The following is a 17,234-nucleotide window of genomic DNA, read 5'->3' on the forward strand; positions in this document are numbered from 1 at the left end:
ACCTTTGTTGATTGTCAATTTAGATGATGAAGCAGATAAGCAATGCGACATTAGCTCAGTTGATAAAACAGCAGGTCGGTACCTTTGTTGATTGTCAACTCGGATGATGAAGCAAATAAGCAATGCGACATTAGCTCAGTTGATAAAGCAGAAGGTCGGTACCTTTGTTGATTGTCAACTCGGATGATGAAGCAAATAAGCAATGCGACATTAGCTCAGTTGGTAGAGCGGTACCTTGCCAAGGTACAGGTCATCGGTTCGAACCCGATATGTCGCTCCAATCTTTATTTCCCCCTCAAAATCCTTAAAAAGTGCTTTTCGTGATCTGCCGCAGGTTTCTTGCGTTTTGTCTAATGTAGCGACATTTGTAAGCACTGATTTATGACCTTGTTCAAATATTCCCACCTTTTTTACTTCCATAATGTCTTCATACCGAATTGAATTGTGCCGTTGACGGCAGAAGAATGGAGATAGGCAGATGCGTATTCAACAGTTACGTGAACTCCTTGAATTTATAGCGAAATGTCGTCTTGATATGGCTCAGCTCTATCATAGATTACACACTCAGGCCGACTCATCCAGGGTCAAACTAATGCTGGAATATTTTGAACAGCATCAGAAACATATTGCTGAAACTCTTGAAAACTATATCGATGATGCGCCAAACAAGATCCTCGATACCTGGTACAAAGACATTGTCTTTGAGGACTTCGGCAAGCGCTGCCGCGATACCATGCTGGCGGCCAATATGACAGAAGATGATGTGCTGAATCTGCATCTGGATCTGGAAAACCGCTTGATTGCCTTGCTGGAAAAAACTGCCGGTTCGTCGGCTTCGGCCGAGGTGAAAGGGGCATTGGAAGACTTGGTGCGGGTCGAGAAGATCCAGCAGCAACGACTGGTGCACAGTACTATACGTATGGACGATATTTAACTTCTCCCAGACTTGGCGGATCTGCTTGGGTCTGCCGTTAGTTCTGCCCGGCCCAGACCGGGCTTTTTCATTTTTATCAACTTGTTCTGATTCAAGTCATAAATACTCACTGACTTTACTGCTAGTGTGTTATCAATCATCACAGTCTTTATGCTGATTTTTTATCGGTAGCGTCAGCGCCCGAAAGATGCCGATGGCGACCAATAAGGCGCAGAGAGCCAGGAGCCAGAACCAGGGAAATACCCAGTTAAAGGGTAATCCCAGCAGTAATACGCAGAGTATTAAAATAAGCAGTGTCAGTAGCATCATTCCTGTGCTTCCTTCCGGCATCCTTTGCCACAGCATAAGTTTAGTGAACGAGCGGATTTTTTCGAGTTAACAAGTCATCAGTATCTGTCAGTCAGGAGATAGGAGAATCGATATGGCCCAGGATTTGTCAGATATGCCCCGTCAGCTGTATAGCGCCAAGGCTGTACGCCAGGCCGAGTTGGACTGGGTGGCGGCTGAGCAGGGCAGTCTCTATGAGTTGGTCGAGCGGGCCGGAAAAGCTGCTTTTGAGGCATTGGCGGTCAAACTGGCCCCGGACAGCCGGGTGCTGGTCATTGCCGGGCAGGGAAACAACGGTGCCGATGCCTTGGTTTGTTTGCGTTGGTTATTGAACTCGGGTTTCAACGCCAGCTTGTTTATCTTCCCCGCCAGTCAGCCCAGCACTGAGTGGGGGCAAGCCTGGAATAAGTTACAGCAATCCGCGCCGGAACTGGCTCAGGTATCAGAGATAACCGCCGCTGAATACGATTGGATAGTGGACGGTCTGTTGGGAACCGGCCTCAAGGGTGATGTGCGGCCGGAAGCCGCTGGCATGATAGCCCAGATAAATACGGCAAGGGCCAGGGTGCTGAGTCTGGATTTGCCTTCCGGCATAGATGCCGATACCGGCGCAGCTCTTGGGGCGGCAGTCGAAGCCGAGCAGACACTCTGCTTTGCGGCTTTGAAGCAAGGACTCTTGACCGGCAGGGCCAGGCATTGCTGCGGCGAACTGCATTTTGTTGACTTGGGACTAAGTGATTACTTGCCGCCTTCAGATGTAGTCAGAGTCGGCACTGAGTACCTCAAAGGGCTTTTCGATGCCCGCCCCAGGGACAGTCACAAGGGTAAATCGGGCAAGGTTACCGTCATAGGCGGCGATTATGGCATGGGTGGGGCTGTCAGGTTGGCGGGCGAAGCTTGTCTCAGGGCTGGCGCCGGTTTGGTGACTGTGGTGAGCCGGCCGGAGCATCAGCTCACGGTCAATGCCAACAGGCCGGAACTTATGTTCTGGGGCTGTGAATTGGTGGATATGGAAGTTTATCTGCGCCTTGGCTGGGCACAGGTACTGGTGTTGGGGCCAGGGCTTGGCCGCGCCGACTGGGGATATAATCTGTTCAAGGCGGTCAGTCTGAGCGATAAGCCCTGTGTGCTGGATGCCGATGCGCTCAATCTCTTGAGCCAGGAAAAACGCTCCCAGGAGAATCGGGTTCTGACCCCCCATCCGGGGGAAGCCGCCAGGTTGCTGGCAACGGATATTGCTGATGTCGAAGCCGACAGGTTTGCAGCGGTCAGAAAACTGCAAGCTCAATATGGCGGTGTGGTACTGCTCAAGGGTGCAGGCACTCTCATTTATGATGGTAAACAGCTATTTGTTGCCCCTGTGGGGAATCCCGGGCTCGCCAGCGGTGGGTGCGGCGACGTGTTATCTGGTATAATCGGCGCGCTGATGGCTCAGGGACTGGACAACACCCGCGCGACTGTGGCAGGGGTGATAGTTCACGGCGGCGCAGCCGACCTTGCTGCCCGTAACGGGGAGAGAGGCATGCTTGCCAGCGATCTTATGCCCTGGATCCGCCATCTGGTAAACACTGACTTGTAAGCTTAACGGGCCAATGTAAGGCGTGGATCCACACTTAAATGACTATCGAACACAGCTTGACTCTGCAATTGGCAGATGAGACTCAAACTGTCGCCTTCGGGCGACAATTGGCGGCCTTGATCAGTGCGCCGTTGACCATTTATCTGACCGGAGAACTTGGTGCCGGCAAAACGACTTTCAGCCGTGGCTTAATTCAGGCCTTGGGTCATCAAGGTGCGGTTAAGAGTCCGACCTATACACTCGTGGAACCTTATGAGCTTGAAGGAATCGAAGTATATCATTTCGACCTTTATCGACTCAGCGATCCTGAAGAGCTGGAGTTTATGGGGATCCGGGATTACTTCAACGACCGCAGCCTTTGCATTATTGAATGGCCGGAACAGGGAATGGGATGCTTGCCTGCTGCCGATATACATCTGCATATCAAATATGCTAATACTGGTCGCGAAATTTCTCTGCAAGCCGATTCCGACAAGGGTAAGGTGCTATTAAGAAAAATAACAAACAATGGTAAAGACTAATAACATCTTATTTAAACTGACTTTTTTTGTTATCTGTTGGGTGGTGGCGGCGCCGATTTGGGCGGCCAATAAACTCGACGGAGTGCGTATTTGGGCGGCGCCCGAGTCGACCCGGGTGGTTTTTGACTTAAGCCAAGCTCCTGACTACAGCTATTTCACGCTGAGCAACCCTGACAGACTTGTGGTGGATCTGAAAAAGAGCACCAATGGCGTCAAGCTGGAAAAAGTTGAAAACAACAGCCCCTTGGTCAAAAAGGTGCGTTTGAGCCAACCGCCGGAGAAAGGCACGCTGCGGCTAGTCATAGATCTCAAACGGGCTGCCAAGGCTAATCTGTTCTCTCTGCCGCCAACTGCACCATACGGCAACCGTTTGGTGGTGGACCTTGATGACAAGAGCACTTCGGCCAAAGCCAGGGTGACCCCGACAGCCACTGAAGCGGTGCGGGATGTAATTATTGCTATAGATGCCGGCCATGGTGGTGATGACCCTGGATCTATCGGGCCTTCCGGTTTGTACGAGAAGAAGGTGTCATTGGCGATTGCCAAGCGAGTGGAAAAGAAAATTAATGCGACTCCCGGACTTAAAGCCGTGATGATCCGTACCGGCGACTATTTTGTTAACCTGAACCGTCGCTCGGAACTGGCGCGTCAGAGTAAGGCCGATTTGCTGATCTCTATCCACGCCGATGCCTTTACTTCACCTCAGCCCAGAGGCGCCTCTGTGTGGGTGCTCTCCATGCGACGGGCCAATACCGAAATTGGCCGCTGGCTGGAGCAGAAAGAGAAACACTCAGAGCTGCTCGGTGGTGCCGGTGAGATTATTCAAAATACCGACAATGAGCAGTATCTGGCGATGACCTTGCTGGATATGTCGATGGATAGATCTATGGCGATGAGTCACACAGTGGCCAGCGATATTCTTTCTGGTTTGGGCAAGGTGACCAAACTGCACAAGCACAAGCCCGAGTCGGCGAGTCTGGCGGTGCTCAAATCGCCTGATATCCCGTCCATTTTGGTGGAGACTGGTTTTATCTCCAACCCACAGGAAGAGAGGCTGCTCAGTAATGCCAACCATCAGGACAAACTGGCCAAGGCGATTCATAAAGGTGTACTCAAGTATTTTGAAGCCAATCCGCCGGCCGGAACCATGCTGGCCAAGCAGGGCGCTATTAAACACAAGGTTGTCAGAGGTGAATCTCTGTCGGTAATCGCCAATCGTTATGAAGTGTCGGTGGCCGATATCAAGAAAGCCAATAACCTGAAATCGGATGTAGTCCGTATAGGTCAGCAACTGGTTATCCCCAGAGCCTGAGGAAGAGATGGCAATTCAGATATTACCCCCACAACTGGCCAACCAGATTGCGGCGGGCGAAGTGGTAGAGAGGCCGGCCTCCGTCGTGAAGGAGCTGGTGGAAAACAGCCTGGATGCCGGTGCAACCCGAGTCGATATCGAAATCGATAAGGGCGGCGCCAAGCTTATTCGAATTCAGGACAATGGCGGCGGTATTGGCAAGGATGAACTGGCACTGGCGCTGTCTCGTCACGCTACGTCCAAGGTGCATACACTGGACGATCTTGAAGCCATTCTCAGCTTTGGTTTTAGAGGTGAGGCGCTGGCCAGTATCAGTTCTGTTTCCCGCCTGACCCTGACATCTCGCACGGCCGAACAATCCGAGGCCTGGCTTGCTTACGCCGAAGGCGCGGATATGGGGGTCAAGATACTGCCTGCGGCTCATCCAGTGGGCACCAGTATTGAAGTGGTCGATCTCTTCTTCAATACCCCGGCGCGCAGACGTTTCCTCAAGAGTGACAAGACAGAATTCACCCATATCGATGAGTGGCTGAAACGGATTGCGCTGGCCAGGCCGGAAATCCACCTGACGCTGAAACACAATGGCAAACAGGTCCGCAATTATCGTCCGGCAGACAATGAAGCCCAATATCTGCAACGGCTGGCTCAGGTCTGTGGTCGGCCGTTTGCTGAGCAAGCATTGAAGGTGGAATGTCAGCATGACGATATGCGCCTCAGTGGCTACCTGCAGTCCCCCTGGCAAGTTGATCCCTGTGATACTCACTATTTTTATGTCAATGGTCGTTTGATCAGGGACCGTTTGGTGAATCATGCGGTCAGGCAGGCCTTTGCCGGTTTGGCCGAATTGGAACAACCCGGCTATGTGCTGATGCTGGAGCTGGATCCCCATCAGGTAGATGTCAATGTGCACCCGGCCAAGCATGAGGTGCGTTTCCATCAGGCCAGATATGTGCACGATTATATTCTGCAGGCCTTGAGCTCAGCCCTGCAGCAAGCACAGCAACTGCCGGTCGATGACGTTAATCCGCATTTAAGCCAAACAGATTATGCTGCGCTCATTGATGTGGGTTCAGACGCCGCTGCTACAAGCTTCAACCAAGGTGGAGCGACTGATGGCAGCCGTGCCGAGCCGCGTTTTCGCGAGCCTGAGTCAAGCGGCGGCAGTGCTGGATATCAAAGCCAATATAGCGACAGAGCTCCTTTAAGCGGCAAGGCATTGGGTTCATATTCTGCTGCCGGTTCCCGTCAGGGGGTTGCAGCCCCGTCCAAGTCGGCCATCAGTAGTTATGGTGCCTTGTTGGCGACGCCGAGCGTGGTCAATGAAACCAGTCCTGAAGCCAATGTGACTGTGATGCCGCCTCTGCTGGATGGTGAACATTGGGTGTTGGTCGAAAATGAGCAGCTTAAACTGCTCAAGGTGAAAGCTGCTGCCAAGCGATTGAGATATATTGAGATTATCGCCCGCTTTCCTACCGGGTTGACCGGTCAGCCATTGCTGATGCCGGTTGCTGTGGACGCCGATCCGGAATGGCAGGCATTGCTGGAGGAAAGGGAGACTTTGCTGAGGCAATTGGGGCTGGATCTCAGTATTCGTCATTCGCAGTTGATAATCAAAAAAGTGCCCCCATATCTGAGGGACACGCAACTGGCTAGCTTGATCCCCGAGCTGCTGCAATGGCTCAGATTTGAGCAGCCACAGGAAGCGGCCTTGGCCAATTGGCTGGCGCAGAGCAGCCTTGGCAGTTTTGTCTCGGCGCCATTGATATGGCAGGGGATCTCGGCGTTGGACGAGCAAGCTCGACAAGAAATTTTACAGCTGGCTAAGGTATTGCCTTGGCAGCAATGGTTGGAAGAAGAAGGCAGTGAGTAAGGCGAAACAGCCAAGAGTGCTGACATTAATGGGGCCCACAGCCTCAGGAAAAACAGCGTTGGCGCTAGAGCTCGCCGAACATCATAACTGCGAGATTATCTCGGTAGATTCGGCACTTATCTATCGTGGAATGGATATAGGTACCGCCAAACCCAGTGCGGAAGAGCTAGCTCGCGGGCCACATAGGCTGATAGATATCCGCGATCCCAGCGAAAGTTATTCCGCTGCCGATTTTCGCAGCGATTGTCTGCGAGAGATTGAGCAGATCGTCAATATGGGAAAAACTCCGCTGTTAGTGGGTGGTACCATGTTGTATTTTAAAGCATTATTGGAAGGTTTATCGCCACTTCCCAGTGCCGATGAGGCGATAAGGGCCCAGATACAGCAAGAAGCCGAGCAATTGGGCTGGCAAGTGCTGCATCAGGAATTGGCACGGATCGATCCGGTTTCGGCCGCACGCATTCACCCCAATGACCCACAACGTCTCGGACGGGCACTGGAGGTGTATCGTATCAGCGGTAAGAGTTTGACCGAATTGACTCAGGAAAAATCGCCTGAGCTTCCCTATGATGTGGTGCAGTTTGCCATTGCGCCACAGGAGCGTAAAACGCTGCATGGGCTGATAGAGACAAGATTTATGCAGATGCTGCAGGCCGGATTCAGCGATGAAGTGGCCAAGCTGAAGCAAAGGGGGGATCTGCACCTGGATATGCCCTCGATGCGCTGTGTTGGATATCGCCAGTGTTGGCAATATCTTGAGGGTGAATTTGACCATGATACTATGGTCGAAAAAGCCGTCGCTGCTACTAGGCAATTGGCAAAGCGTCAATTAACATGGTTGCGAGGATGGCCGGAGTTGAATTGGCTGGAGAGTGGGGCGCAAGGGAATTTAGTTCAGCTTATGCGTTACTGCCGCTAGCTTAATAGCCCTAGCTGTATAATACTCAAACCGAACAAGAAAGCTTTTTGTTAGTACTATATAAATTAAAAAAAGGAAATAAAAACATGGCTAAGGGGCAATCTTTACAAGACCCATTCCTGAACGCACTACGCCGTGAGCGCGTTCCTGTTTCCATCTACCTGGTCAACGGTATCAAGTTGCAGGGACAGGTGGAATCTTTTGACCAGTTCGTTATCTTGCTGAAAAACACGGTTAGCCAGATGGTATATAAGCATGCCATTTCAACTGTTGTGCCTTCTCGTCCATTTAATGTGAGCAATCATCAGGGCGGTGGTCAGCAGAACTATAACTCGCAGCACGATGATAGCAGCGAACAGTAATAAGTTAAGGAGTTCACTTCTTGTTTGATCGCTATGAGGCGGGAGAAACTGCAGTACTTGTTCATATCGACTTTTCCGATGAAGACAGTCGGGAAGACCTTCTTGAATTGCAACTCTTGGTCGAGTCGGCCGGGGCGCGTTCGGTAGGGGTGATAACAGGAAGCCGTCGGGCGCCTGACCGCAAGTTTTTCTTGGGGACAGGAAAGGCGGAAGAACTGGCAGCTTTGGTAGCTGCGACCGAGGCAAATGTGGTGATTTTCAACCACGCATTGAGTCCTGCACAGGAAAGAAATCTTGAAATTCTGTGCCAATGCCGGGTGTTGGATAGAACCACACTTATTCTCGATATTTTTGCTCAGCGGGCCCGTACCCATGAGGGCAAGTTACAGGTGGAGCTAGCGCAGTTGCGCCACATGTCGACTCGCCTGGTGCGGGGCTGGACTCACCTTGAACGCCAAAAGGGCGGGATAGGTTTGCGCGGCCCCGGTGAAACCCAGCTGGAAACTGACCGGCGATTGCTGCGGGGGCGGATCAAGTCCATCAATCGCCGTTTGGAGAAAGTGGACAAACAGCGGGAACAAAGCCGTCGTGCCAGGAAGCGAAGCGACCTGGCTACTGTGTCACTGGTTGGTTATACCAACGCAGGTAAGTCCACTCTATTCAACGCTTTGACAACATCTGAGGTGTATGCCGCCGATCAGTTGTTTGCGACTCTGGATCCAACGCTTCGTAAGCTGGAGTTGGACAACGGCGCCGTCTTTTTAGCCGACACTGTGGGGTTTATTCGTCATTTGCCCCATGAACTGGTAGCGGCGTTTAAGGCGACATTACAGGAAACCCGTCAGGCCGATCTCCTGCTGCATGTGGTGGACTGCGCCGACGACAATATGAATGACAACTTTGAGCAGGTGCAAGAAGTGCTCAAAGAGATTGAGGCCGATGATATTCCGCAGCTTCTGGTCTGCAACAAGATAGATCTGTTGGAAGAGATAGGCCCCAAAATAGATTTCGACCCTGAAGGCCGACCATACAGAGTGTGGATCTCGGCACAACAAGGGTTGGGGTTGGATCTTCTCAAGCAGGCGGTGGATCAACTGACCGCAGCTACCATAGTTGAGCTTAGCTTGAGAATACCGGCAACAGCCGGGCATTATCTTGGCCAGTTTTATCGACTGGATGCGATACAGCAGAAAGAGTATGACGACCTGGGGAACTGTATCTTGTCTATTCGTTTACCACAGCCGGACTGGCATCGGCTGGTTAAGCAGAGTCAAGGTGAGTTGGAAACCTTTATCCTCGAACCCGAGATTGATAAAGTAGTTTGTTAATAATCTCGTTTATTCATCCACTTATGGAGAGTTAAATGGCTTGGAACGAGCCCGGTAACAAGGGTAATGATCCTTGGGGAAACAAAGGTGGCAACGACAAGGGGCCACCGGATCTGGACGATGTATTTCGCAATCTGGCCAAACGCTTTGGCGGCAAGGGCAACGGTGGTTCAGGCTTCAGCATGGGAACACTGGCCATAGTTGCAGGTATTGCCCTGGCAGTATGGGGTTTTTCCGGTTTCTACACTATCAAGGAAGCGGAGCAGGGCGTAGTGCTGCGTTTCGGTGAACACGTCGGCGAAGTTGGTCCTGGCTTACACTGGAAAGCCACCTTTATCGATACGGTTTTACCGGTAGATGTTGCATCGGTGCGCTCTATTCCCGCTTCAGGCAGCATGCTGACCGCCGATGAAAATATGGTCGTGGTCGAGCTTGATGTGCAGTATAAGGTGAAAGATGCCTACCAGTATCTGTTTAGTGCCGTTGATGCTAACTCGAGCCTGCGTGAAGCCACCGACAGTGCGTTGCGTTATGTCATAGGTCATTCAAAGATGAATGATATTTTGACAACCGGGCGTGCCAAGGTACGTGATGACACCCGCGCCGAGATTGAACGTATCATTGCACCTTACAATCTGGGATTGCAGATTGAAGACGTTAACTTCCTGCCGGCCAGACCGCCGGAAGAAGTGAAAGATGCCTTTGATGACGCAATTTCAGCACAGGAAGACGAGCACACCTATATCCGTCAGGCCGAAGCTTATCAGCTGGAAATCGAACCTAAGGCCCGTGGTCAGGTGGAACGTATCAGCCAGGATGCCCGCGCTTATAAAGAGCGTGTTGTTCAGGATGCAGAAGGTGCTGTAGCCAAGTTCAACAAGCTGCTGCCTGAATATAAGCTGGCCCCAGAGGTTACTCGTGATCGTCTCTATATCGATGCAATGCAGCAGGTGTTCAGTGATACCAACAAGGTACTGATAGATGCCAAAAATAACGGCAACCTGATGTATCTGCCGCTGGATAAGCTGATGTCTCAGGAAGATAAGCCTAAACCTAAAGCGGAGCAGGAACCCGAGCAGCATGTGGATGCCGTCAGCAGCCAAAGAAATACCAATAACAGCAGCTTCAACGGACGCATGTCCCGCGAAGAGCGTATCCGTCAGGGGAGGGAGTAAACCATGAGCAGATTTGTACTCATTATTATTGCCCTGCTGGCGATTGTTGGTGTGTCTTCATTGATGGTAGTCAATGAAGGGGAACGAGCTATAGTTTCCCGCTTTGGTGAAGTGTTGAAAGACAATGTTGACGGTAAGATGGTGCCCCGAGTTTATGGCCCGGGTCTCAACGTTAAGATCCCGCTGATCGACAAAGTCCGTTATATGGATGCCCGTATCCAGACCCTGGATGGCGCCGCCGACCGCTTTGTGACCTCTGAGAAGAAAGACCTGATGGTGGATTCTTATGTCAAGTGGCGTATCAAGGACTTTGAAAAATACTATCTGGCAACAGAAGGTGGCAACAAGTCCAAGGCAGAGTCGTTGCTGCAGCGCAAGATCAACAGTGACCTGCGTACCGAGTTCGGTAAACTGACCATCAAGCAGATTGTTTCCGGCACCAGCGAAGGCAGCACAAACTTGGCCGAGAGCAGTAGCCGTGATGACCTGATGCGTATTACTCTGGAAAATGCTGCCAAGAGTGCCGAAGGTCTGGGTATAGAAGTGGTCGATGTCAGGGTGAAACAGATAAACCTGCCATCCAACGTCAGCCACAGTATCTTCCAACGGATGCGTGCCGAGCGTCAGGCGGTAGCCAAAAAACACAGGGCTGAAGGTAAGGAAGCGGCCGAGAGAATTCGCGCCATGACCGACGCCAACGTTGTTGTGACTCTGGCCAATGCTCGTCGTGAAGCGGAAAACATTCGTGGTGAAGGTGACGCCATTGCCGCCAAGATTTACGCTGATGCTTATACCAAGGATCCTGAGTTCTTTAGTTTCCTGCGCAGCCTGGAAGCCTATAAGGCTAGTTTTGCCGGTAAATCAGACATTATGGTGCTGGAGCCGGACAGCGAATTCTTCAAATACATGAAGCAAAAAGGCAAGTAACAGTGTTGCTTGAAAGACCCGGACTGGTTCCGGGTCTTTTTTTATCTTTTTCTCAGCTTGATGCGAAAGTCACAGAATTATAAGTATTAATGTGTAAACCAAGAATATATTGTTAATAGTCAAATGGTTATGATTTAGCTTTAGTTAAATTACTTTCGAGATGCTGGTGTTTTGCAGCCTAAATCCGCTGTTTTTTTAACCCAGGCGGCTAAAAAACTGTAATCTCCTTAACCAACTTATGTCTTTTGACTATGATCTGCTTCTAATTTTTCGCTATAATGAGCCCCGCCTCAAAATTCGGCTTTTCCCTTTAGTGAGAACTAAGAGGCCTAAAGTCTTGAAAAACAAAAATTCCAACACCCTCTGGGAGATAAGTGGATGAGCAATGCGCCAGTCGATACCGGACGTCGCAGATTCCTGACAGCTGCAACCGCCGTAGTGGGCGGTGCTGGTGCCGTCGCTGTAGCGGTTCCCTTTATAAAGTCATGGAATCCGAGTGCCAAAGCGAAAGCTGCAGGTGCACCGGTAGAAGTAAATATCAGTAAGCTAGAGCCAGGTCAGCTGATCCGTGTGGAATGGCGTGGCAAGCCCGTATGGATTGTCCGCCGTACCGAGGAAGTTCTTAATGAGCTCCCCACCCACGATGACAGATTGCGGGATCCGGCTTCTGACGAACTACAGCAGCCTGATTACGCCCAAAATGGCGTACGTTCTATTAAGCCTGAGTACTTTATTGCCGTAGGTATTTGTACTCACCTGGGTTGTTCACCTACTTACCTGCCAGACTCTTTTGCAGAGCAGGTTGAAGGTGTGACTTCAGGTTTCTTCTGTCCATGTCACGGTTCCAAGTTCGATATGGCCGGTCGCGTCTTCCAGGGCGTACCTGCTCCACTGAACCTGGTGATTCCCCCACATCAATACATTGATGATGGTAACGTGCTCATCGGCGTAGACCAGGGAGCTGCATAATGGTTAAGAATATAATTGACTGGATCGATGCGCGTATCCCTATGACGGCAACTTATAACCGCCATGTTGGTCAGTACGCCACCCCCAAGAATTTTAACTTCTGGTATTTCTTCGGCTCTCTGGCACTGTTGGTTCTGGTAAACCAGCTGCTGACCGGTATCTGGCTGACCATGAACTATGTGCCTACCGCCGAAGGCGCATTTGCCTCCATCGAATACATCATGCGTGATGTCGAGTACGGTTGGTTGCTGCGTTACATGCACTCCACTGGGGCCTCGGCCTTCTTTGTGGTGGTTTACCTGCATATGTTCCGTGGCCTGCTCTACGGTTCTTACCAGAAGCCTCGTGAACTGCTGTGGCTGTTCGGTATGTTGATCTTCCTGGTGCTGATGGCCGAAGCCTTTATGGGTTATCTGCTGCCATGGGGCCAGATGTCCTACTGGGGCGCCCAGGTAATTATCTCACTGTTCGGTGCTATTCCGGTTATCGGTGATGACTTGACCCTGTGGATCCGTGGTGACTATGTGATCTCAGGTGCAACCCTGAACCGCTTCTTCGCTCTGCACGTTATCGCGTTGCCTCTGGTACTCGTGGTACTGGTATTCCTGCACCTGATTGCGCTGCATGAAGTGGGTTCCAACAACCCGGATGGTATCGAAATCAAGAAGAACAAAGATGAAAATGGCTGGCCTGTTGATGGCATCCCATTCCATCCTTACTTCACTGTAAAAGATATCATGGGTGTTGCCGGCTTCCTGATTGTCTTCTGCTACGTGCTGTTCTTTATGCCTGAAGGTGGTGGTTACTTCCTCGAGAAGCCTAACTTCGAAGCTGCTAACCCAATGAAGACGCCTGAGCATATTGCGCCTGTATGGTACTTCACTCCGTTCTACGCCATCTTGCGGGCCGTACCGGACAAGCTGGGTGGTGTAGTTATGATGGGTCTGGCGATTGCCGTACTCTTTGTGTTGCCATGGCTGGATCGCTGTAAGGTCAAGTCGGTTCGCTACCGCAGCATGATTCACAAGCTGAACATTGCTCAGTTTGCCGTGTCCTTTATCGTCCTGGGTTACCTGGGTGCGGTACCTGCGACACCAACACTGACCATTGTTGCCCGAATCTTTACTTTCACTTACTTCGGTTTCTTCCTGCTGTTGTTCATCTACAGCAAGAGTGAAAAGACCAAGCCAGTACCAGAAAGGGTGACATTCAAATGAAAAAGTTATTGATTGCTTTGGTTGCCTTTGTGCCTGGTATGGTGTCTGCCGCCAGTGGTCACAATGTGCACCTGGAAGATGCCAATATTGATCTGACAGATAAAGAGTCGCTGCGTCGTGGTGTAGAGTTGTTTCAAGACAACTGTGCCGGTTGTCACAGCACTCAATATCAGCGCTACCAGCGTGTCGCCGAAGATCTGGATATTCCTGTCGATGAGATGCGCAAGCTGATCCACACAGATGCCAAGATCGGCGAGCTGATGGAAAACTCAATTGAAACCAAAGATGCGGCCAAGTGGTTCGGTGCCGCGCCACCGGACCTGACTCTGGTAGCCCGTGTCCGGGGTGAAGATTGGGTATATTCCTACCTCAAAGGGTTCTACAAAGACCCAAGTCGTCCTTTTGGCGTGAACAACACAGTGTTCCCGTCTGTCGGTATGCCGCATGTGCTGGAAGGCCTGCAAGGTATGCCGGTTAAGCAGGAAGATGGCAGCATCACCGTCAGCGGTGGCAGTCTGTCTGCGGAAGAGTACGATCAGGTTGTTCGCGACCTTACCGGTTTTCTGGTTTACTCGGCTGAGCCGGTTAAACTGGAGCGCGAAAACCTGGGTAAATGGGTACTCGGCTTCCTGTTCATATTCTTTGTGATCGCATACCTGCTCAAGAAAGAATATTGGAAGGATGTACACTAACCCTTAGAAAGGGGTAGAATATATTATCCGCATAATGTAAACGGGGGGCATTGCCCCTCGTTTACATTTGTTTTTTTCAATTCCGGAGGGTATCAATGGCTGTTGCTGCCAATAAACGCTCTATCATGACCCTGTTCTCAGGTGCCGATGATCTCTATAGCCATCAGGTTCGCATCGTATTGGCTGAAAAAGGGGTAACTGTTGATGTGTTGCAGGTAGATCCCAATGATATGCCAGAGGATCTGCTGGAACTCAACCCTTACAACTCAGTGCCAACGCTGGTAGACCGTGAACTGGTGTTATACGAAAGCCGTATTATCATGGAGTATCTGGACGAGCGCTTCCCGCACCCGCCGCTGATGCCCGTTTACCCAGTTTCCCGTGGTCAAAGCCGTTTGATGATGCATCGCATCGATACAGACTGGTATTGCCTGGTTGATCGCATTCGTAAGGGTGACCGCGCCGATGCGGCCCGTAAAGAGTTGCAGGAAAGCCTGCTGTCTATCGCGCCTGTGTTTGCCGAAATGCCTTACTTCATGAGTGAAGAGTTCGGTTTGGCCGATTGTTATCTTGGCCCCTTGTTGTGGCGCCTGCCGGTGCTGGGTATCGAATTGGATAACCGCACGGGTAAAGATATCAAAGCCTATATGAACCGTATTTTCGAGCGTGAGTCCTTTAAGGCCTCTCTGACCGAAGCCGAGCGCGAAATGCGCATGGGTATCTGATGAAAGATTTGACCCCAAGTCGTCCATATCTGCTTAGAGCTTACTATGAATGGCTGATGGATAATCAGCTGACCCCACATCTGGTAGTGGATGCCACTGTGCCAGATATTCAGGTACCGCTGCAGTATGTTAAGGATGGTCAAATCGTACTGAATGTCGCCGGCAGTGCTGTCGGTGGCCTGCAGCTCGGCAACGAGTTTGTCGAGTTCAATGCTCGTTTCGGTGGTGTGCCACAGCAAGTGCTGCTGCCTATGGCTTCTATTGTTGCCATCTATGCCCGTGAAAATGGTGCCGGCACAGTATTCGATATGGAAGACGCCTATCTGCTTGAAGAGGGTGAGGAATCACTGCTGAATGTGGTTGAAGAGGTTGAACAGCCACGGACTGAAGCCGAAACTGAACCTACAGCAGACAAGCCCAAACGGCGTGGCCACCTGACTTTGGTTAAATAAAGCCGGGTTGACGCTTCAGCTACAGCATTGCAAAAAGCCAGTCACTATGACTGGCTTTTTCTTTTCAGCGGCTGCAATACCGTGCCGGCCAGCTCCACTCGGTTACGACCATTTATCTTGGCCTGATACAGAGCCTTGTCAGCCTGTTTGAGTGCCTCGCTTGCACTATCTCCAGGATCGAGAGTTGCCAGGCCAACAGAAGCGGTCAGTTGTAGGTAATGGCTTTGATATTCCAGGCCTTGTTGTCTGAGGGACTCAAGGAGTTGCTCGCCTCTTTGCTGCAGGGCCTGAGTCCCGGTTTCATCCAGCCTCAGCAGCAAGGCAAACTCTTCCCCGCCTATTCTGGCCAGTCGCTCCTGAGGCTTGAGTGCTTTCTTGAGCAGCTTACTGACATGAATAAGGGCGACATCGCCGGCATCATGGCCAAAGTTATCGTTTATCTTCTTGAAGAAATCCAGATCCAACAGGGCAAGCACCCAGCAGCCCGGCTGCTCTCTTTGCAGTGCGACTTGGCGCATGAATGCGCGGCGGTTAAGCAATCCGGTCAAGGTGTCTGTGTCGGCCTGATGTTGCAGTACCAGCTCGGCGCGCTCGGCATACATTTCGCTGATCAGCAGTATGGCGCAGGAGCTGATAATACATGAGCAGATCACCAAGGCCTTTAAAATGGCCAGAGTGTGTGTAGAAAGCAGGGCGATATCAGGGTGGGATGGCCAGCCGTGCAGCTCAAAGAAGCTGAACAACCCCAGATTGGCTAACATCAGGATCAGGATGGAACGCCATTCACGGATCTCAAACAGTACAACCAACATGATGGCAAACAGCAGGTAATAGCTGTGGATTTTGATACTGGTACCTTGGGCCGTCATTAAAGCTGTGGCGGCATCGGCCATCAACAGCAACATTAAACACCACCTGGCGGCAAAGAACTTTCCCTTGTAGTTGAGCAGTAACACCAGAGGAAGCAGGGCAACAAAGGGCAGCTGATTCAAGCCGGAAAGAATAAAGCCTTGGTTACCGCTGATATAAAAACCCAAAATAAACAGCAATATAGTTGTTACGGAAACCAGTACGCCCAAGTTGACCTGAATGACTTTGCGCTCCCGGGTCTTGATAGCGCATCTATCACACCCCAGCATCAGCAAAAAATTCAGCAACCTGGTCATATTGGGCATAGGCAAAGCACTTTTATAAGCCACTCGAAATATCAGCTTAATTCAAACGTGGTTATTGAACCAGTGTTGGCTGACTTTCGGTATGATCCCCGTGCGTCAGTATGGTAGCATTTCTCGCCTGCACGACCTTTACCGTGCAATTGCCGGGAAAGATAAGGTGAGACCACAATGCTGCTGATGATCGACAATTATGATTCCTTTACCTTCAATCTGGTGCAGTATTTTCAGCAGTTGGGGCTGCAGCCTGTTATCAAGCGTAACGATGAGATTGGGCTCGATGAGATCCGCGAATTGGCGCCGGATTATCTGGTGATCTCTCCCGGGCCCTGTAGCCCGGATCAGGCGGGGATCTCGCTGGCCGCCATCGAACATTTTGCCGGTAAGTTGCCTATCCTGGGCGTCTGTCTTGGACATCAATCGCTGGCTCAGGTGTTTGGTGCCAAGGTGGTTCGGGCCAAGCGGGTGATGCATGGCAAGACATCGGCAATCAGTCACAATGACCGTGGGCTGTTTCAAGGTCTGGCCAATCCTTTGACCGTGACCCGTTATCACTCGCTGCTGATTGACTCTGTGCCTGAAGGCTTTAGTCTGGATGCCTGGTATGATGACCCGGTATACGGGCGGGAAATCATGGCCATCAGCCATGCCGAGAAACGCCTCTACGGCGTGCAGTTTCATCCCGAATCCATTCTGACCCAGCAGGGGCTTGAACTGCTCAATAATTTTCTGCGTCTGGCTTAAGGAGCAGTG

Annotated in this window: 18 protein-coding genes and 1 tRNA gene; 17 read left to right on the forward strand and 2 right to left on the reverse strand. The window is 51.2% G+C overall.

The genetic code is table 11. The features are described 5' to 3' along the window. Positions 1-204 precede the first annotated feature (204 nt). Both WKR14_RS03485 and WKR14_RS03490 read left to right on the forward strand, forming a co-directional pair. Positions 205-280 (forward strand) — tRNA-Gly (locus tag WKR14_RS03485). A 198-nt stretch (positions 281-478) separates the two neighbouring features. After that, a complete protein-coding gene (locus tag WKR14_RS03490; protein WP_039035507.1) occupies positions 479-934 on the forward strand; it encodes a hypothetical protein in 456 nt (151 codons plus the stop codon). Positions 935-1,066: 132 nt separating this feature from the next. Here the strand turns inward: WKR14_RS03490 and WKR14_RS03495 are convergent, their stop codons facing one another. Then, complete coding sequence (locus tag WKR14_RS03495; protein ID WP_157822699.1) at positions 1,067-1,243, reverse strand: hypothetical protein; 177 nt, start codon at positions 1,241-1,243, stop codon at positions 1,067-1,069. Positions 1,244-1,355: 112 nt separating this feature from the next. Here WKR14_RS03495 and WKR14_RS03500 point away from each other — a divergent pair, with 112 nt between their 5' ends. From WKR14_RS03500 to WKR14_RS03565, 14 genes are all read left to right on the forward strand, one after another. Next, complete coding sequence (locus tag WKR14_RS03500) at positions 1,356-2,840, forward strand: NAD(P)H-hydrate dehydratase (RefSeq protein WP_208159624.1); 1,485 nt, start codon at positions 1,356-1,358, stop codon at positions 2,838-2,840. A gap of 38 nt (positions 2,841-2,878) precedes the next feature. After that, complete coding sequence (gene tsaE, locus WKR14_RS03505; RefSeq protein WP_101057404.1) at positions 2,879-3,361, forward strand: tRNA (adenosine(37)-N6)-threonylcarbamoyltransferase complex ATPase subunit type 1 TsaE; 483 nt, start codon at positions 2,879-2,881, stop codon at positions 3,359-3,361. Continuing rightward, positions 3,348-4,673: an N-acetylmuramoyl-L-alanine amidase gene (locus WKR14_RS03510; RefSeq protein WP_165564476.1), complete on the forward strand. Its 1,326-nt coding sequence runs from the start codon at positions 3,348-3,350 to the stop codon at positions 4,671-4,673. The genes tsaE and WKR14_RS03510 overlap by 14 nt, the downstream gene beginning before the upstream one ends. A 7-nt stretch (positions 4,674-4,680) precedes the next feature. Further along, the gene (mutL, locus tag WKR14_RS03515) at positions 4,681-6,543 is read left to right on the forward strand and encodes a DNA mismatch repair endonuclease MutL (RefSeq protein ID WP_339087373.1); all 1,863 of its coding nucleotides are present in this window, start codon (positions 4,681-4,683) and stop codon (positions 6,541-6,543) included. Then, the gene (miaA, locus tag WKR14_RS03520; RefSeq protein ID WP_101057410.1) at positions 6,536-7,462 is read left to right on the forward strand and encodes a tRNA (adenosine(37)-N6)-dimethylallyltransferase MiaA; all 927 of its coding nucleotides are present in this window, start codon (positions 6,536-6,538) and stop codon (positions 7,460-7,462) included. Before mutL ends, miaA begins: the two co-directional genes overlap by 8 nt. Positions 7,463-7,548: 86 nt before the next feature. Next, positions 7,549-7,824 carry an RNA chaperone Hfq gene (gene hfq, locus WKR14_RS03525; protein WP_039035513.1) on the forward strand — a complete coding sequence of 92 codons (276 nt, stop codon included), beginning with the start codon at positions 7,549-7,551 and terminating at the stop codon, positions 7,822-7,824. 20 nt (positions 7,825-7,844) lie between these two features. Beyond that, a complete protein-coding gene (hflX, locus tag WKR14_RS03530; protein ID WP_335904041.1) occupies positions 7,845-9,152 on the forward strand; it encodes a ribosome rescue GTPase HflX in 1,308 nt (435 codons plus the stop codon). Positions 9,153-9,187: 35 nt separating this feature from the next. Further along, entirely contained in the window at positions 9,188-10,327 is a 1,140-nt protein-coding gene (gene hflK / locus WKR14_RS03535; protein ID WP_101057415.1) for an FtsH protease activity modulator HflK, read from the forward strand. A gap of 3 nt (positions 10,328-10,330) precedes the next feature. Continuing rightward, complete coding sequence (gene hflC / locus WKR14_RS03540; RefSeq protein WP_039035516.1) at positions 10,331-11,254, forward strand: protease modulator HflC; 924 nt, start codon at positions 10,331-10,333, stop codon at positions 11,252-11,254. A 378-nt stretch (positions 11,255-11,632) separates the two neighbouring features. Then, a complete protein-coding gene (gene petA / locus WKR14_RS03545) occupies positions 11,633-12,223 on the forward strand; it encodes a ubiquinol-cytochrome c reductase iron-sulfur subunit (RefSeq protein WP_039035517.1) in 591 nt (196 codons plus the stop codon). Beyond that, positions 12,223-13,440 carry a cytochrome b gene (locus tag WKR14_RS03550; protein WP_025011323.1) on the forward strand — a complete coding sequence of 406 codons (1,218 nt, stop codon included), beginning with the start codon at positions 12,223-12,225 and terminating at the stop codon, positions 13,438-13,440. The genes petA and WKR14_RS03550 overlap by 1 nt, the downstream gene beginning before the upstream one ends. Next, entirely contained in the window at positions 13,437-14,132 is a 696-nt protein-coding gene (locus WKR14_RS03555; RefSeq protein ID WP_039035518.1) for a cytochrome c1, read from the forward strand. The genes WKR14_RS03550 and WKR14_RS03555 overlap by 4 nt, the downstream gene beginning before the upstream one ends. 95 nt (positions 14,133-14,227) lie before the next feature. After that, positions 14,228-14,857: a stringent starvation protein SspA gene (gene sspA, locus WKR14_RS03560; RefSeq protein WP_039035519.1), complete on the forward strand. Its 630-nt coding sequence runs from the start codon at positions 14,228-14,230 to the stop codon at positions 14,855-14,857. Continuing rightward, positions 14,857-15,309 carry a ClpXP protease specificity-enhancing factor gene (locus WKR14_RS03565; RefSeq protein WP_025011320.1) on the forward strand — a complete coding sequence of 151 codons (453 nt, stop codon included), beginning with the start codon at positions 14,857-14,859 and terminating at the stop codon, positions 15,307-15,309. Before sspA ends, WKR14_RS03565 begins: the two co-directional genes overlap by 1 nt. Before the next feature lie 44 nt (positions 15,310-15,353). Here the strand turns inward: WKR14_RS03565 and WKR14_RS03570 are convergent, their stop codons facing one another. Next, a complete protein-coding gene (locus WKR14_RS03570) occupies positions 15,354-16,484 on the reverse strand; it encodes a GGDEF domain-containing protein (RefSeq protein WP_052657931.1) in 1,131 nt (376 codons plus the stop codon). Between the two features lie 168 nt (positions 16,485-16,652). On the opposite strand from WKR14_RS03570, the gene WKR14_RS03575 reads away from it, so the two are divergent. Further along, entirely contained in the window at positions 16,653-17,225 is a 573-nt protein-coding gene (locus WKR14_RS03575) for an aminodeoxychorismate/anthranilate synthase component II (protein WP_339087383.1), read from the forward strand. Positions 17,226-17,234: the final 9 nt, after the last annotated feature.

The organism is Shewanella chilikensis, from assembly GCF_037953065.1.
GTDB classification, from domain to species: Bacteria; Pseudomonadota; Gammaproteobacteria; order Enterobacterales; family Shewanellaceae; genus Shewanella; species Shewanella chilikensis.

What these genes read in the sequence shown, in the direction of transcription:
- WKR14_RS03495 (WP_157822699.1), bottom strand. Translation starts at nt 1,243, where the DNA reads ATGATGCTACTGACACTGCTTATTTTAATACTCTGCGTATTACTGCTG.
- WKR14_RS03510 (WP_165564476.1), top strand. Translation starts at nt 3,348, where the DNA reads ATGGTAAAGACTAATAACATCTTATTTAAACTGACTTTTTTTGTTATC.
- WKR14_RS03550 (WP_025011323.1), top strand. Translation starts at nt 12,223, where the DNA reads ATGGTTAAGAATATAATTGACTGGATCGATGCGCGTATCCCTATGACG.
- WKR14_RS03555 (WP_039035518.1), top strand. Translation starts at nt 13,437, where the DNA reads ATGAAAAAGTTATTGATTGCTTTGGTTGCCTTTGTGCCTGGTATGGTG.
- WKR14_RS03570 (WP_052657931.1), bottom strand. Translation starts at nt 16,484, where the DNA reads ATGCCCAATATGACCAGGTTGCTGAATTTTTTGCTGATGCTGGGGTGT.
- petA (WP_039035517.1), top strand. Translation starts at nt 11,633, where the DNA reads ATGAGCAATGCGCCAGTCGATACCGGACGTCGCAGATTCCTGACAGCT.
- WKR14_RS03575 (WP_339087383.1), top strand. Translation starts at nt 16,653, where the DNA reads ATGCTGCTGATGATCGACAATTATGATTCCTTTACCTTCAATCTGGTG.
- hflC (WP_039035516.1), top strand. Translation starts at nt 10,331, where the DNA reads ATGAGCAGATTTGTACTCATTATTATTGCCCTGCTGGCGATTGTTGGT.
- WKR14_RS03565 (WP_025011320.1), top strand. Translation starts at nt 14,857, where the DNA reads ATGAAAGATTTGACCCCAAGTCGTCCATATCTGCTTAGAGCTTACTAT.
- mutL (WP_339087373.1), top strand. Translation starts at nt 4,681, where the DNA reads ATGGCAATTCAGATATTACCCCCACAACTGGCCAACCAGATTGCGGCG.
- WKR14_RS03500 (WP_208159624.1), top strand. Translation starts at nt 1,356, where the DNA reads ATGGCCCAGGATTTGTCAGATATGCCCCGTCAGCTGTATAGCGCCAAG.
- sspA (WP_039035519.1), top strand. Translation starts at nt 14,228, where the DNA reads ATGGCTGTTGCTGCCAATAAACGCTCTATCATGACCCTGTTCTCAGGT.
- hflK (WP_101057415.1), top strand. Translation starts at nt 9,188, where the DNA reads ATGGCTTGGAACGAGCCCGGTAACAAGGGTAATGATCCTTGGGGAAAC.
- tsaE (WP_101057404.1), top strand. Translation starts at nt 2,879, where the DNA reads ATGACTATCGAACACAGCTTGACTCTGCAATTGGCAGATGAGACTCAA.
- hfq (WP_039035513.1), top strand. Translation starts at nt 7,549, where the DNA reads ATGGCTAAGGGGCAATCTTTACAAGACCCATTCCTGAACGCACTACGC.
- WKR14_RS03490 (WP_039035507.1), top strand. Translation starts at nt 479, where the DNA reads ATGCGTATTCAACAGTTACGTGAACTCCTTGAATTTATAGCGAAATGT.